We start from the raw sequence: 14,589 nt of genomic DNA on the forward strand, positions 1-14,589 counted from the left end.
CCTCCCCTGTGGTCAGGCCTCAGTCTGAAACAGCCCAGAACGACCGATTGCCGACAGCGCCAGCGCAGGTCATTCGCCACGATCGCCTCTCATGAACTACTTGCGAGGACTGATGTCGTTTCTGAAGAATGCTAAAATACGCACGAAAATTTTGTCTCTTATCATCCCGATGTGTGTGGTCGGCGTTGCATCCAGCCTGATCCTGGCCGACAATTTCAAGAGTTCCGATACCGCCTATTCGGATTTCATCACCCACGATAACGGCGCGGCCCTGGAAATGGCGCGCGCGACCCGCAACATCGTCTCGACGGCCTATGGCGCATACCAGATCCTGACCTACAGAAAAGGCACGCCTGAGATCGCGGCGGCTGAAGCCTTCTATAAGGATAATACGGCGAAGGTCGTCCTCCGGCTGGAGAACACAAAAGGGTTGCTGCCGGCCCGTGCCGCCGAGATCGATGCCTTTATCGCACGATCGCGAGAGGTGATCGGGCTGACTGACAAGGCCGTTCAGGCTGGCATGCAAGACAAGAACGACGAGGCAGCTGCGCTGCTTGGACAGGCTGATAAGCTTATTCTTCCCCTCAACGAAGATGCACGGACTTGGCTCGACAACGTCGCCAAGCAGGTTTCAATAACCAGCAGCGAGATGAGCGAGCAGACCAACAACACGATCCTGTATTCGCTACTCGCCATCGGTATCGCGTTCTCTCTCGGAATTGCCGCCGCCCTGTTCGTCTCGGGCAGAGGCATCACGACACCGATCGCGCGGCTTCGCGAGCGCATGACCTCGCTTGCAGCGGGTGACACGGATGGGGCAGTGGGTGGTCAGGACCGTCGCGACGAAGTCGGCCAAATGGCTCAGGCAGTCTCGGTGTTTCGAGACAATGCCATCGAACGTATGCGCCTGGAACGTGAGACGGAGGCTGGCCGAAGCCTTTCCGAGCGGGAGCGCCTCGAACGCGAAGCACAGAAGGCGAAGGAAGCTGCCGATACGCTGTTCGCGGTCGAAGGCCTTGCCAGTGGCCTGCAGGAACTGTCGGAAGGCAATGTCGCCTATCGTATCGCAACGCCGTTCGTCGACCAACTCGACGGCCTTCGCAACGACTTCAACAACTCGATGGAGAAACTTCAGGAGACCCTGATCCACGTCGGTGACAACGCCAGAGGCATCGACTCTGGCGCCAGGGAGATCCAGTCTGCCGCCGACGATCTGGCCAAACGCACCGAACAGCAGGCGGCCTCGGTCGAGGAGACTGCCGCTGCGCTGGAGCAGATCACTACGGCGGTCAAGGACTCCACTAGGCGGGCCGAAGAAGCTGGCGCACTCGTGGCCCGAACGCGGCAGGGCGCGGAAAAGTCCGGTGACGTCGTTCGCAACGCGGTCGCGGCCATGCAGGGCATCGAGAAATCTTCTGGTGAGATCAGTAACATCATCGGCGTGATCGATGAGATCGCTTTCCAGACCAATCTGCTGGCGCTGAATGCCGGCGTCGAAGCCGCGCGGGCCGGGGAAGCTGGTAAGGGATTTGCCGTCGTCGCCCAGGAAGTGCGCGAGCTCGCCCAGCGTTCCGCGACAGCGGCCAAGGAGATCAAAACGCTCATCGTTGCCTCAAGCGAACAGGTGCGGTCTGGTGTGGCTCTAGTCGGCGAGACGGGCACGTCGCTGCAGACGATCGTCGGCGAGGTCCAGGAGATCAATCGCCACGTCGGGGCGATCGTCGAAGCTGCCCGCGAGCAGTCTATCGGACTTCAGGAGATCAACACGGCCGTCAACACCATGGATCAAGGCACCCAGCAGAACGCCGCCATGGTCGAAGAGCAGACCGCCGCAAGCCATAGCCTGGCGAAGGAAGCTGCGTCTCTGAACCAACTGCTGTCGCAGTTTAAAGTGGGGCAGGGCCAGAACTCCGGACGTGCCGCACAAACTGCTCGCGCCGTGTCAGAAGCGGCGCGCCCTGTAGCGTCGCCGGCGCGCGCCTTAAGCCGCAAGATCGCCAGTGCTTTTGGTGGCGGTGCATCGGCTGCCGCGCCCGCACAGTCTTGGGAAGAATTCTGAACGCACCAATAGCGGGGCCAATCGGCCCCGCTTCACTCATGTGCAAAGCTTAATCGCCTTTCCCAAGTTCCTGTATCGTAAGCGCTCATTTCGATGCGCGTTGACGCGTCCCGTTTGACCGGAGTGGCTGTCACCCATTCGTCTGGGATCAGGCAGTGGCGGCTTTGGCGAAGTGGAATGGCAGCAGGTCGGTGATGTCGGCTCCCGATGCGCGCTGCGGCAATTCGCTGAGGATGTGGCGCAAGTAGGCCAAGGGCTCGATACCGCAGGCGCGGCAGGTCAGCATGAGGCTGTAGACGACGGCACTGGCCTTGGCTCCGTCCACAGTATCGCTGAACAGCCAACTCTTTCTACCAGTGGCAAAAATCCTGATATCGCGCTCCAGCAAATTGTTGTCGATCGGCATCCTGCCGTCTTCGGTATAGCGCGTCAGGTATTCCCACTGGTTGAGGGTGTAGGATACGGCGTCGCCGATCTTGCTGTCGGGCAGGACCTTCGGCGCGATGTCATCGAGCCATGCCTTGAGAGCGTTCAGGATGGGGACGCTGTGCTGCTGGCGGAAACGGCAAATGCAGTCGGCTTGCGTTTCTCCAGCTTGCGCCGTTTCTCCTCTGGCTTGGCTTTCGATCCGGTAGAGCTGCTCGAAGAACTGCAGCGCCTGCTCCGGCGGTCCGCCGCCTTTCTTTCTTGCCTTCAGCGCATCGACGAAGCGACGCCTGGAATGGGCCATGCACCCCAGATGGGTAGCCCCTGCCGGCGTACGCCATGCGGTATAGCCATCGCTCATCAATATGCCGTGGTAGTCACCGAGGAAGGCCTGCGGATAAATCTGGCCGCGGCCGGGTTGGTAGTCGAGAAGCACGATCGGCTCATTGCTGTCCTCGCCGCTCCGATACGCCCACATATACGATGTGCTGGTGGCCTCCCTGTCCTTTTCCTTCAGGACCTGGACCGTCGTCTCGTCGCCATGGATGAGCGGCTGCGCCCTCAGCCGCAGCTTCAGCGGGTCATAGATGCGGGAGAGATGCCTCTCACTTGATGCGACCACCCAATGCCCGAGAGCGCCGCGGCTGACAGGGACGCCGGCGCGCTCGAAGGCCTGGGCCAGGCGGTAGAGCGGTGTGCCATCGACGTATTTGTGGACGAGCGCGAAGGCCAGTGTCGAGGCCGTGGCGATACTGCCGGGCAGAGGCTGCGCGGGCATTGACGCGAGAACGACAGGCGTGTTGATGCCGGTCCGGTCGCAATAGCGGCAGGCATTTGAACCGCACATTCTGCAGGACCTTGGCCTTCACCTCGATGTGAAGCTGCTCCGAGACGGCCTCACCCATGCGATGCATCTGATGCTGGCAGCAAGGACACGCCTTCTGATCCTCGGGCAGGTCATATTCGACGCGCTCGCGCGGCAGATGTTCCGGCAGGGGTTTGCGGCCGCGCTTCTTGCCCTGCGGTTTCTCGCTCGACGCAAAGCCGGTGTCCGGCAGGTCGACGAGATCGCCGTCGTCGCCAGCGTCATCCTTATCGGCAACCTGTTCGGCTTCATCAAAGAGCCGGTCGACGTGCTTTTCGCTCTTCGGCGCAAAACGATGCAGCCGTGCGAGCACCAACTCTTCCTCGAGCTTGACCACGCGTTCCGTGAGCTGACGGTTTTCGGCCTGCAGCGCTGCAATGCGCGCCATCAACTCCTCAACAGTGGGTTCGCCGGGCCGGATCATCAGATTCTTGAATCTGAACCGTTTCGCTCCGTCAACCGAAGACGTTCAGAGCCGTCAGCCGGCGATCTGGTATTGCCGAACCGGATGGCGCATCATCGCATCAATATCGATGCCGTCGAGAATCCAGTGTAATTGCTCAGTCGAAAGCGACACCACCGCCGTTTCCCGGCGCGGCCACCGGAACCTGTCCTCGGTCAATCGCTTCAGGACCATCACAAAACCGGACCGATCGAAGAACAGCAACTTCATCCGGTCGCGGCGGCGATTGCAAAAGGCAAAGACTGCAGGCGCAAACGGGTCGAGCTCCATCGTCTCCTGCACCAGGACAGCAAGGCTGTTGATGCCGGCGCGAAAGTCGATGGGCTCGCGATGCAGGTAGACCTTGAGATCAGCGCCCAGTCTGAACATGGCAAAGCGCTCCGATGATTGCCGTCAACGCATCCACATCCCCACATTCCAGCGAAAGCTTCACGCCGTTCGGCAGCAACGCCCTGATCTTGGAAGAACACAACAGTCCCGGCGTCCTCTCCAGTGGTACCGTTTGGCCTTCACCTCGTGCGACCTCAATATCCAGCGAGTGGATCCCATTAGGCCGGCTAAATTCCGCTGCCACGACCGGGATAAACGCCGATCGTGAAGAGTGAGCCGGAGACCAGATTCCTTGGCATCCTTGACCCACTTGCGCAGAACGTTGGCATTGATCCCATGGGCGAGCGCCAGGCCTGATATAGAAACGCCAGGCTCAAGGCAGGCCGCAACAAGCCGCGCCTTTGACTCTGGATCATAGCGGCGTCGGCCGTCACGCCCCACAAGCCGCACACGCAGTTTCTGCTCTTCGTCACTCATATTTGGTGTCCACCTATTTTAAGTGGACACTTCATGCGGCAGAGGCGTCGATGGAAAAAGGTGCGCCGAAATTAGCGCTTACCCTGTATCCGTGCCGTCAGCACTTCCATCGCGAATGGCTTGGTGATCATTGCCATGCCGGGCTCGAGAAAACCTGCAGCATTTGCCGCGTTCTCGGCATAACCGGTCATAAACAGAACCTTCAGATCCGGCCTCGCCACGCGGGCGGCATCCGCGATTTGCCGACCGTTCAACCCCGGCAATCCGATATCTGTAATCAACATATCCAGATGCCGGCGGCTCTGTAGTGCCTCCAGTCCTGACGGTCCATCTTCCGCTTCGAGGGTTTCGTACCCAAGCTCCGACAGGACTTCGACGATCAGGGCGCGGACGACCGGTTCATCTTCGACAACCAGAATGGTCCCCGCCCCTTGCGCCAGATCGGTCGGCGCTCTGGCGTCCACCTCCGCCTCACTCACCTCGCCAAGGAGACGCGGCAGGTAAAGGTGAAAAGTCGATCCCTTCCCTATCTCACTTTCGATTTTCACGTATCCTTCCGATTGCCGCGCAAAACCATAGATCATCGAAAGGCCAAGCCCGGTCCCCTGTCCGATCGGCTTGGTCGTGAAAAAAGGCTCGAACACCCGCGAAATGGTATCGGCGCTCATACCCGTCCCCGTGTCCGCGACCGAGATACACACTTGGTCGAAGAGCTGTATCTGACGCCGCAACGCCTGTCGGCTGAATGGATCGTTCAGGAGGTACGCCGGCGCGCTTACAAACTCGGGCTGCCACCACCTTCTGCCAGCACAATACGCAGACGCCTCGCCGCCTTGCCTCTTGCCGAGCGCAGTCGGCGGGGCGATGTCGTCGTCCCTGATGTGGTCGAGGGATCGACGCCACCGGCGCGATTTCCGCTCGATCGGGTCCAGATGGATCATACGCCTGTCGATGTCATTCTGGTGGACCCATTCGAGCGCCGGCCGATCGGTCGGCCATGGATCACAGTCGCCGTGGATATCTATAGTCGCTGCATCGCTGGGTTTCATGTGAGCCTGGAGGCCCCATCTTCGACCAGCGTCGGGCTTTGCCTGACCCATATGGCTGCCGACAAACATGCCTGGCTACAGGGGATCGGCGTCGAGGCGGACTGGCCGATCGCCGGCAAACCTCTGTTGATCAGTGTCGACAACGCAAAAGAGTTCCATTCCGATGCTTTCGAGCGCGGCTGCGCACAGCACGATATCGCCATCGATTGGCGTCCAGTAGGGCAGCCGAAGTTCGGCGGTGTCGTGGAACGATTAATCGGCACGCTTATGGAGCTGGTCCACAGCCTTCCGGGCACGACGTTTTCCAACGTCATGCAGCGCGGCAAGTACGATAGCGATAAGGCCGCCTGTCTGACACTTGGCGAACTGGAACGGTGGCTCACGGTCGCGATCGCCAAATTCTACCACGTCCGGCCGCATGGTGGCCTCGATGACGATATTCCACTACGCCGCTATAGCGCCGGCGTCACGGCATTGGCCGCGTCAGGAAAGACGATCCCGACGCCACGCAACCCTCGCACCTATCTGATTGACTTCCTGCCGGTGGTCTGGCGGACCCTTAGGCGCGAAGGTGTCGTCATCGACCACATCCATTATTTCTGCGACGCGTTGAAGCCGTGGATCGAACGCAGCGCGATACCGGAGCGCCTGCTGATCCGCCGCGATCCTCGCGACCTCAGCCGCATTTACATCCTCGATGATCGGGATGGCGGCTATCTTGAAGTGCCTTACCGTGAGCTGTCGCGCCCACCTGTCTCCTTGTGGGAGCACCGCCTTGCCCGCGCCCGACTGCGTCAGCGCCGGCAGACCGAATGGGACGAACGGGTCCTGTTCGCCGCCATCGAGGAGATGCGAGAGATCGAAAGTCACGCTGCCCGGACCACCCGCAGTATGCGGAGAAACCAGGCGAGACGGTTATCGTTGCGCGTCGTCGAGGGTACGGGAAGGCCATCTCAACCCGCATCGCCGCCATGGCAAGCCAAGATTGTTGAGGATGGTGATCCGCTCGAACCTTTCGATATAGAGGAATGGTAGATGAGCGGAGATGCAGATCACCTGTCTCCGGCAGCCCGCGCAATCGCCGAATTGCCGCCCATGGAGAGACTGCCCCATCTACGCGAGCAATGGTGGATCAACCATCCTCGGACCCAGGCGGCTCTCGATAAGCTGGAAGCTACCCTAACCTTTGGACCCGGCCGCATCCGTCCGCCCAATCTCCTGATCGTCGGTCCCACGAACAATGGGAAAACCATGGTGGCGGAGAAATTTCGGCGGCTGCATCCGCCTGAAGCGAGCCGCCTCGGCGATCACGAGATCATTCCAGTCCTCGTCATGCAGATGCCGACTGAGCCCAGTGTCCGGCGCTTTTATGCTTCGGCTCTCGATGCCCTGAATGCACCGATTTCCCGCAACAATTCCACGCACCGCATCGAACGGCAGACGCTGGAGTTGCTGCGCGTGGTCGAGACAAGAATGGTGATCATCGACGAGCTGCATAATCTGCTGTCCGGTCCGCATAGTCGCCGCGCCGAGTTTCTAAACATGCTTCGGTTTCTTGGAAACGAACTGCGCATTCCGATTGTCGGGCTCGGGACAAAGCATGCCCAGATCGCCGTCCGAAGCGATGATCAGCTTGAGAACCGATTCGAGCCAGTACCTTTGCCGATGTGGGAGGACAATCTCGAATTCGCGAGGCTCCTGTCGAGCTTCGAACGAGCTCTGCCGCTCAGGGAGCCATCGACCCTTGCCGCATCCGGCGAACTGCGCAGCATGATCTTGCGGCGTTCCTGCGGACTGATCGGGGAAGTTTGCGCCATGTTGACATCGGCAGCAGCCCTGGCGCTCATGCAAGGCCATGAACACATCGATCGGATGATCCTTGATCGCTGTGACTATAGCGGTCCCGATGAGCGGCGCGCTCTCTTCGAGGCATCGTTCCCCCGTGTTCGATGACATCGAGGTGATGGCTCCCCTTCCGCTGCGACGATGGCCCCTCCACCCGACGCCCTATCCCTTCGAACGGGTCGATAGCTACATTCGCCGGTTGGCGGAATGTTATCAAACTTCGGTTCAGACCTTTTGCCGGAGCGCACTTGGCGGCGACATTGATCTCGACGCCTTTGTTATCAATCCGGATCAAGCCGTGCTCAAGCGGCTGTCGGCGGGAACCGGGGTACCTCTGTTTCAACTTAGAAACATGAGCCGATCCCGGTCCGAGCGCCGCTTCGCAATCGCATTGCGTAATTTTTGCCATGACTACCCGGAAACAGTCCAGAAATGGTCTTCCTGAGTTCCGGGACGCATGCTATTTATGGACATATTTTAGAGACGGATGGGCATGGTAGTTGATGCCGTCTTCTGATCAGTCCATAAACCGAGCGTTTTAGAGAACGAAAGAATCAACGACCATGCCTGACGTTCTCGGCTATGCCCGTGTCTCTACCAAGGATCAGGATCTCGAAGTGCAGCGACGCCGTCTGAGAGAAGAGGCCGGCGCGATCCAGGTGTTTGAAGACGTGATCTCTGGCAAAACCTTCGAGCGACCAGGATTGTCGGAGCTTCTCAAGTTTTCCCGCAAGGGCGACATCATCTGTGTCGTCCGTCTCGATCGCCTTGGCCGGTCGCTGAAGGAACTGCTTGAAACGGTCGACGATCTCAAGGCACGTGGGCTGGCGTTCCGCTCTCTGGAAGAGCGGCTCGATACGTCGTCGGCCGCCGGCGAGCTGGTGTTCCATGTCTTCGGCGCCATCGCCCATTTCGAGCGCCGGCTGATCGTCGAGCGAACCCGCGACGGCATTGCGGCGGCTAGAGCACGCGGCAAGAAACTCGGTCGGCCAACGCTTGATGAGGACAAACTGGCCTCTGCCCTGAAGCTGATTGACGCTGGCGTTCGCCCCGCCCAGGCCGCCGAGCAGCTCGGGCTCGGCCGGTCCACCATGTACCGTGAGCTCGCGTTGCTTCGAATTGCAGCACAGAATACGCCAGCCCTGGAATTAGAATGAACTTCGACAGCCTCAAACACCTTTACGAGACGGAACGCCTCACGCTACGGCCATTCATTGCCGACGATGAGATGCCGTTCGGAGCATATCATTCTCGGCCGGAGGTCTATCGGTATTTATACGCCGCTCCCTCCGATGGCTCTGCGTTAAAGCAGAAGTTTGCGAGAGCTCTGGCGACCACGTTCCAGAATGATGGTGATGTCTATCGACTGGCTGTTGTCCGAAAAACTGACGCAGCGCTCATCGGCGAGGTTCTCCTCAAGCTGGAGAGCAAGCAGGCTCGCCAAGGCGAAGTTGGATACATTTTCAACCCGGATTTTGGTGGCAAGGGCTATGCGACCGAAGCTGTGAAAGCCATTATTGGTGTCGGCTTCAATGACATTGGTTTTCATCGGATATTCGCTCGCCTCGACTCGGAGAATTTGAGGTCTGTCCGCATTGTTGAGCGCATAGGCTTTCGGCGTGAAGCTCACCTCGTTGAGAACGACTGCTTTGATGGCAGATGGGGCAGCGAATATATTTATGCGATGCTGAAATCGGAGTGGGCACACTCATGATCGGCAAAGGTCTGAGCCGACTAGTCCGCGAAAGCGCCATTTACGGCCATTGGCGCATATGTTCTTTTCACAAAAACAAGAAATTCAAATGGTGGGGCGAGCGCGGATGGAAAATTTTCGTCGGACACTCATCTTTGGCAACGGTGGGACCGGCAAGACTTGGATGGCCCGCGAGCTAGGTGCTATCCTAAACCGCCAAGTAATCCACCTTGATGACGTTCGTTGGATGCCCGGGCATTATGGTGTCGCCCGGGATAATCAGCTTGTTTTCAATGAAGTCGCTGAAGCTGGACAGGCTGACACATGGGTTATGGAAGGCGTGTATGGGTGGCTTGCCAAAGCCGTCCTTCCTCGAATCACGAGCCTGATATGGATCGATTTGCCTGTGGATGAGTGCATTGCAAACGTCAGAGCTAGGGGCATCCAAGGAGGAGGTAGTGAGGCAAGTTTCCAAGAGTTGATCAACTGGATACGGGAATATCGCGGACGTGAGAACTCGTCCACGAGTTACGAAAGCCATTATAAGCTATTTGATGCGCATGCCGGAACGAAGGTCTTGTTGAAAAGCCGTTCTGAGGTGATTTCCCATGTCGAGGCTGTCCGAGCCGCAGCGGCTTAGCGCCAGCAAGCGGTTTTCGAAGGCTGCAAGTCTAAGGCTCCTCCGATGTCCTGATGACGGGTCTGCGCTGAAGGCCCTCATCAGCATCGCTCCAAAAGCGATCGTGGTTCGCAAGCAAGCCAGGGAATGACGCGGCTTTGAAAGATCGGTGACGCCGACTTTGAAAACTGACACGCGGATCAACCTATATGAGACGTCAAAGGCGTCTCATATCAATGTCTCTGTAGGGTATACCCGAAAACCACACAGCGCATCTCGCCTGTTCGTCATGTGCACGCGACCGGGACATTGCCCGGCTAATATAAGTTGACGCAAAGGATGATGCGACCATGCTTTCCCTTACAGTGTCACTACGCCCTCTCCCGGGCCTGAGCCCTTCCTTACTAGTCTGCGGCCTTCGCAAGGTGCCACATAGCGCTGACAATCATTGCCATTTACCGATCAAGGTCATAATTTTCCAGGGGTGCCGAATCTAGCAACTGGCGCTGCGTCGTCTTTTCCGCTCTCCACCGCGTAATTCCCTAACAAAGAGACTCGGGATCAACGAGTAAGAATTCTTGATTTTGCACATCCGGTTCGGCTGCATGCTGGAACTTTTGGAAAATGCCAGTGTTTGTATGCGAAAGGCAGAGGTATGCAATATCGGAAATCACTCCGTCGCATCATAACGTTGCTGATGTATGTGTTGATGCTCGGTACACCGATGGCATTGATGGCTACGCCTGCCTTGTCGGCCGAGCAATGTGCTTCGGCATTCATGTCCCACCCCGAGGATCAACCAAGCCATCATCAGATGCCCCTAAATGCCCAGCATTGCTGCATGGGCATGGCATGCTGCCCGCTAATACCAGAGGTTATAAGCCTCCTGCGAGTCCTGCTCGTCGGGCAGGTCATCTCACCGCAGCCGGTGGTCGACACTTCATTTCTCCTCATCCGCGCTCTCTACCCGCCTCCACGATGGACGCTCAGCTGACCAGAACGACTTATTAACATCGAAGGAGAAACGAAGATGAAACTTACACTGACAACTCTTGGCGTCGTCACGCTTGCCACTCTTGCTACCCCGGCGGCGGCGCAGATGGCCTATCCTGACAAATGCAAAGGTGCCGCCACCACTATGGCCACGGGTCACGACATGCCGATGGAGGGTATGACGGATTATCAGAAGGCCAGCATGGATGGAATGAAATCGATGAACATGAACATGATGCAAGGCATGATGAAGACGGATGCCGACGTCTCGTTCGTCTGCGGCATGATTGCGCACCACCTTGGCGCCATCAGCATGTCCCAGGTCGAGCTGAAGTACGGCGATAATGCCGAAGCCAAGGCAAAGGCACAGAAGATCATCGATGACCAGACCCGGGAGGTCAAGGAACTGACCGAGTGGGTCGATAAGGAAGCCAAATAGGGAGAGGCATCATGCAAAATCTAGCACCTGAGATGAAGGCCTGCATCGATAACTGCCTGGCCTGCTATAGCGAATGCCTGTCGATGGCGATGGGGCATTGTTTGGAGATGGGCGGGAAGCATACCGACCCGGCTCACTTCAAGCTTATGATGGCCTGTGCCGAAATCTGCCGGACTTCTGCGCATTTCATGCTGATTGGTTCCGAGCATCACCGGCATGTCTGCCGGGAGTGCGCTGAAATCTGCAACCAGTGCGCGGACGATTGCGAACGGGTTGGCGACATGGAGGTATGTGTCGCCGCCTGCCGCAAGTGCGCGGACAGCTGCTCGCAAATGGCGGCATGAAAACCGGGAGAGGGTTAGCTGCCCTCTCCCGGTGCAAATCGCAGAATTCCCGACATTTGCTCGATTTTTATAGCTGACTTTTGCAGCGTCCGAAATTCAGAATTTATGCGACAGATCGGCTGCTAGGCGAACTAGATTACCGCTCTGGTAGATCATGATCTTCCTATGGATCGGGTAATCATGAGCTCGCCGAAGGCGACCATGCTGCCACCTACAGCGGTGTCGAACCATCTGCCAGCCTGACCGGCCACCCGCCGCCCCTTTGCCTACAGCTCGGATGGTGCGATCTTCCTCGGCAAGCCGTTCACTGCAGAGGTAGTGCATACTCGGCTTCGCGAGATCCTTCCCGACGGACAGAAGCCTGAACCGTTGAAAAGTAGGACGTAACCCGCATTATGTGCGGTCTTACATTTCCCTTGCGGCGTAGTATAGGTGGAGGGATCACAAGGGCTCTCCATAGAGACGGGGGCGCCGTATGGAGCTGACGGAGAGGGCTCGTTCATGGCTTTAGTGATGCGGCCCTAATTCTTTGCAGAGCTACTTGTTCTAACCCCAGAACGCGCTATTTTTGGCGCATCACGGCAGCTGTCAAGTTTTTGTACCGCGTTCCACGAACGAGCACCGTCCATGCTCCTCGGTTATAGGAACGCCCCTTCATGAGCCGCTTAGACGTGCGCTGCAAACTTTGCAAAGATGCTGGTACCATTTGCGAAACGCATCCCACCAGGCCCTACCGGGGCTGGCGCGCGTGTGGCTGCGGCGCAAACGGCCTGCCCTGCCCTGCTTGCAGCGATGATGGGTGGGATAGTCCGCCTAAAGGCACGCCTGGTTACCGCTGGGCGCCTGCGTGAACCCTGAGGGGAGGATCTGATGTGCGGTCGCTTTACCAACAAGATGACCTGGAGCGAGACCCATGCGCTTTATAGCATCCATAACTCGGCCGCCGCTGTGTCTAACATGCCGCCGCAATACAATATCGCGCCGACACAGAACGTCTATTTCGCGCGACAGGGTAGAGCTGGTGCTATCGAGTTGGACTACGGTCGCTGGTGGCTCGACCCGTTCTTCGCCAAGGAATTACCAAAGGCCGTGATGTTCAACGCTCGGATTGAAACCGTCGATACATCAGGCGCATTCCGCGAACCTTTCAAATCGAAGCGCTGCCTTATCCCGGCCGACGGCTACTTTGAATGGACCAAGAGCGTCAAGGACGGGAGAAGCGATCCCTGGCTGCTGCAGATGCCGACGGGGAAAGGTTTCTCGTTCGCCGGCCTTTGGTCCAACAACGACAAGCTTGGCTTGACGAGTTGCACGATCATCACCGTCCCAGCCACCAACCATATCGCCCACATCCACAGTAGAATGCCGGTCATCCTGGATCAAGGAAGCTACAGCGCCTGCTCGATACCGACATCAAGGGCAGGGACGCCAAGGCACTGCTGCTCGATCACCAAATTGATGATCAGCTGGTTTTTCATCGCGTGGGCCGCGAGGTGAATTCGTACCGTTACGATGGAACCGACACGAAGAAACCACTCGTGAACTCACTGTAAGATCATCGGCGGGTTGCCGTGACAGATGTCCTGCCTGTGTCGGAAACGATGGACATAGGAGGTATCATGGCTTTGGCCGATCGGATTGCGAAAGCGGAAGCCATCACAAACTCACTTCTTCCGTTCAAGTTCGTGTTCAACCTTCGCACGGCTATTGCCGACGTCCCTGACGGTGTCTTTCACCATCTCCTTTGAGACGTTCTCTTTGTCCGCTTCGTAGCGGACTTCGTGAGCCTGACCACCGGCAACTCGTGCGCGGTCCTGTTCGCGACCTTTTCCAGAATCTGACATAACAATTCCTCTACCTGTTTAGCAGGAGAACTGGCGGAGGTGACAAAGTGTTCCATTTCGCGTGTGTCCGCGAGCACGGTCGTAAGCACCGTAAACCGCTTCCTCGCCTCTTTCAGAATGTCAGAGCTGGCAAGGGCCAGACCGATGACATCTTTCAGGACGTCGACCACTTCATCAGCCGCGGACATCAGTTGCGGATCGATAGTCTCGATCGATATTTCGTTTGCCAAGGCGTACATGCGTCGATAGCTACAGGCATCACCAGCAGCTCCAAGCCAATCATCATGTTTGCTCATGGCACAGCACATATCCGCGCAACGCGATATGTCACTGTTCCATGCGTTTCATAGTCAATCTCGCATTAATAAATTAGAAGCCATGGATAAGGCATGACCGGATGGGCCGTGACCTTCTGGAACGTTGCACAGAGGGGCTCGGTTCAATGTTGTTGGCGACGCTCGCGTCGCCTCGCACCGCTTGCTTCGCATTTCGCTTATCGGGCTCGCGGTGGGGCGGTCGCGCCAGCTGAACATCCACAGTAGCCCATAGACTGGCAAGGCAAGCAGCGCGACATAAGCCGTGCCTTCGGCATGATTATAAATATTCACGACGACGATGCCGTCGAGCTGCTAAGCTGTCGCAAAATTACCGATTTAACGGTTCGGAACAATGGTTCCCTGATGGAAAAACATCCTCCATTGCCCATCGACTCGCTTCCAGATTGAACTCCGGAAAGTTGTTTTTGCTGGTCCCCCGTCATCTGGCCGCCTTACACTGCGGTATAAAACCAATACCGCATCAGGTGCGATCATTTTGGCGGTGAAGTCGTGAACTTCCGGTACAGCGGTACTATCTGCGGGCACTTCATTCGCCAAGGCATTGATGACAACGACTTTGTCGTAGACCCCGCCGGAGCTGCCAAACTCCAGAAAATCGTCTGCCAGCCGCGCGGAGACGGCCTCCTTTGAACAGCGAATATCCGGCCTGTGCAATTCCTGTTCGAGTTTCCGGAACCCCTCAATATCAATTTTTTCCGACATCTTGGCCTCGCATAATTCCCAATTAAGGCGAGACTTGTTTTCCCGACTTTTGCGACGTCGCAGAATAGGGCAGACCGTGTCAAAAGTCCCCATGGTGCAGTTA

The 14,589-nt window shown here is 57.7% G+C and carries 13 protein-coding genes and 3 pseudogenes; 10 read left to right on the forward strand and 6 right to left on the reverse strand.

The window, feature by feature from the left end; genetic code table 11:
* The first annotated feature begins 112 nt into the window (after window positions 1-112).
* The gene (locus ACQY1L_RS21075) at window positions 113-2,059 is read left to right on the forward strand and encodes a methyl-accepting chemotaxis protein (protein ID WP_430246014.1); all 1,947 of its coding nucleotides are present in this window, start codon (window positions 113-115) and stop codon (window positions 2,057-2,059) included.
* A 148-nt stretch (window positions 2,060-2,207) separates the two neighbouring features.
* Here ACQY1L_RS21075 and tnpC read toward each other — a convergent pair.
* From tnpC to ACQY1L_RS21095, 4 genes and pseudogenes are all read right to left on the reverse strand, one after another.
* Window positions 2,208-3,774 (reverse strand): annotated as a pseudogene (tnpC, locus tag ACQY1L_RS21080) (IS66 family transposase).
* A gap of 54 nt (window positions 3,775-3,828) precedes the next feature.
* Window positions 3,829-4,182, reverse strand: a complete 354-nt coding sequence (gene tnpB / locus ACQY1L_RS21085; protein WP_430244226.1) for an IS66 family insertion sequence element accessory protein TnpB — start codon at window positions 4,180-4,182, stop codon at window positions 3,829-3,831.
* Window positions 4,163-4,620: pseudogene (gene tnpA / locus ACQY1L_RS21090) on the reverse strand (IS66-like element accessory protein TnpA). Before tnpA ends, tnpB begins: the two are co-directional and overlap by 20 nt.
* A 71-nt stretch (window positions 4,621-4,691) precedes the next feature.
* A pseudogene (locus ACQY1L_RS21095) lies at window positions 4,692-5,324 on the reverse strand (response regulator); the annotation flags it as partial.
* A 657-nt stretch (window positions 5,325-5,981) separates the two neighbouring features.
* Between ACQY1L_RS21095 and ACQY1L_RS21100 the strand changes: the two are divergent.
* The 9 genes from ACQY1L_RS21100 to ACQY1L_RS21140 all read left to right on the forward strand — a co-directional run bounded on the left by ACQY1L_RS21100 (window position 5,982) and on the right by ACQY1L_RS21140 (window position 13,099).
* Complete coding sequence (locus ACQY1L_RS21100; RefSeq protein WP_430246016.1) at window positions 5,982-6,704, forward strand: Mu transposase C-terminal domain-containing protein; 723 nt, start codon at window positions 5,982-5,984, stop codon at window positions 6,702-6,704.
* Complete coding sequence (locus tag ACQY1L_RS21105; RefSeq protein WP_430244228.1) at window positions 6,705-7,622, forward strand: TniB family NTP-binding protein; 918 nt, start codon at window positions 6,705-6,707, stop codon at window positions 7,620-7,622. It begins immediately after the preceding gene.
* Window positions 7,612-7,959, forward strand: coding sequence for a TniQ family protein (locus tag ACQY1L_RS21110; RefSeq protein WP_430244230.1), 348 nt, complete (start codon window positions 7,612-7,614; stop codon window positions 7,957-7,959). Before ACQY1L_RS21105 ends, ACQY1L_RS21110 begins: the two co-directional genes overlap by 11 nt.
* A 118-nt stretch (window positions 7,960-8,077) precedes the next feature.
* Window positions 8,078-8,671 (forward strand): recombinase family protein, encoded by a 594-nt coding sequence (locus tag ACQY1L_RS21115; protein WP_430244232.1) that lies wholly within the window; start codon window positions 8,078-8,080, stop codon window positions 8,669-8,671.
* Window positions 8,668-9,228, forward strand: a complete 561-nt coding sequence (locus ACQY1L_RS21120) for a GNAT family N-acetyltransferase (RefSeq protein WP_430244233.1) — start codon at window positions 8,668-8,670, stop codon at window positions 9,226-9,228. The genes ACQY1L_RS21115 and ACQY1L_RS21120 overlap by 4 nt, the downstream gene beginning before the upstream one ends.
* 58 nt (window positions 9,229-9,286) lie before the next feature.
* Window positions 9,287-9,847 carry an AAA family ATPase gene (locus tag ACQY1L_RS21125; RefSeq protein WP_430244235.1) on the forward strand — a complete coding sequence of 187 codons (561 nt, stop codon included), beginning with the start codon at window positions 9,287-9,289 and terminating at the stop codon, window positions 9,845-9,847.
* A 1,009-nt stretch (window positions 9,848-10,856) separates the two neighbouring features.
* Window positions 10,857-11,258: a DUF305 domain-containing protein gene (locus ACQY1L_RS21130; protein WP_430244237.1), complete on the forward strand. Its 402-nt coding sequence runs from the start codon at window positions 10,857-10,859 to the stop codon at window positions 11,256-11,258.
* An 11-nt stretch (window positions 11,259-11,269) separates the two neighbouring features.
* A complete protein-coding gene (locus tag ACQY1L_RS21135; RefSeq protein WP_430244238.1) occupies window positions 11,270-11,602 on the forward strand; it encodes a four-helix bundle copper-binding protein in 333 nt (110 codons plus the stop codon).
* 870 nt (window positions 11,603-12,472) lie between these two features.
* Window positions 12,473-13,099 (forward strand): SOS response-associated peptidase, encoded by a 627-nt coding sequence (locus tag ACQY1L_RS21140; RefSeq protein ID WP_430244240.1) that lies wholly within the window; start codon window positions 12,473-12,475, stop codon window positions 13,097-13,099.
* A gap of 167 nt (window positions 13,100-13,266) precedes the next feature.
* Here the strand turns inward: ACQY1L_RS21140 and ACQY1L_RS21145 are convergent, their stop codons facing one another.
* Both ACQY1L_RS21145 and ACQY1L_RS21150 read right to left on the reverse strand, forming a co-directional pair.
* On the reverse strand, window positions 13,267-13,446 hold the full coding sequence (locus ACQY1L_RS21145; protein ID WP_430244242.1) for a DUF3606 domain-containing protein: 180 nt from the start codon (window positions 13,444-13,446) through the stop codon (window positions 13,267-13,269).
* Window positions 13,447-14,099: 653 nt separating this feature from the next.
* The gene (locus ACQY1L_RS21150; protein ID WP_430244244.1) at window positions 14,100-14,486 is read right to left on the reverse strand and encodes a DUF4440 domain-containing protein; all 387 of its coding nucleotides are present in this window, start codon (window positions 14,484-14,486) and stop codon (window positions 14,100-14,102) included.
* Window positions 14,487-14,589 lie beyond the last annotated feature (103 nt).

It is taken from the genome of Neorhizobium sp. DAR64862/K0K3 (assembly GCF_050500185.1).
GTDB classification, from domain to species: Bacteria; Pseudomonadota; Alphaproteobacteria; order Rhizobiales; family Rhizobiaceae; genus Neorhizobium; species Neorhizobium soli.

Excerpts from the sequence above, each read along its gene's own strand:
- ACQY1L_RS21075 (WP_430246014.1), top strand. The coding sequence starts at position 113 with ATGTCGTTTCTGAAGAATGCTAAAATACGCACGAAAATTTTGTCTCTT.
- tnpB (WP_430244226.1), bottom strand. The coding sequence starts at position 4,182 with ATGTTCAGACTGGGCGCTGATCTCAAGGTCTACCTGCATCGCGAGCCC.
- ACQY1L_RS21100 (WP_430246016.1), top strand. The coding sequence starts at position 5,982 with ATGCAGCGCGGCAAGTACGATAGCGATAAGGCCGCCTGTCTGACACTT.
- ACQY1L_RS21105 (WP_430244228.1), top strand. The coding sequence starts at position 6,705 with ATGAGCGGAGATGCAGATCACCTGTCTCCGGCAGCCCGCGCAATCGCC.
- ACQY1L_RS21115 (WP_430244232.1), top strand. The coding sequence starts at position 8,078 with ATGCCTGACGTTCTCGGCTATGCCCGTGTCTCTACCAAGGATCAGGAT.
- ACQY1L_RS21120 (WP_430244233.1), top strand. The coding sequence starts at position 8,668 with ATGAACTTCGACAGCCTCAAACACCTTTACGAGACGGAACGCCTCACG.
- ACQY1L_RS21125 (WP_430244235.1), top strand. The coding sequence starts at position 9,287 with ATGTTCTTTTCACAAAAACAAGAAATTCAAATGGTGGGGCGAGCGCGG.
- ACQY1L_RS21130 (WP_430244237.1), top strand. The coding sequence starts at position 10,857 with ATGAAACTTACACTGACAACTCTTGGCGTCGTCACGCTTGCCACTCTT.
- ACQY1L_RS21135 (WP_430244238.1), top strand. The coding sequence starts at position 11,270 with ATGCAAAATCTAGCACCTGAGATGAAGGCCTGCATCGATAACTGCCTG.
- ACQY1L_RS21140 (WP_430244240.1), top strand. The coding sequence starts at position 12,473 with ATGTGCGGTCGCTTTACCAACAAGATGACCTGGAGCGAGACCCATGCG.
- ACQY1L_RS21145 (WP_430244242.1), bottom strand. The coding sequence starts at position 13,446 with ATGTCAGATTCTGGAAAAGGTCGCGAACAGGACCGCGCACGAGTTGCC.
- ACQY1L_RS21150 (WP_430244244.1), bottom strand. The coding sequence starts at position 14,486 with ATGTCGGAAAAAATTGATATTGAGGGGTTCCGGAAACTCGAACAGGAA.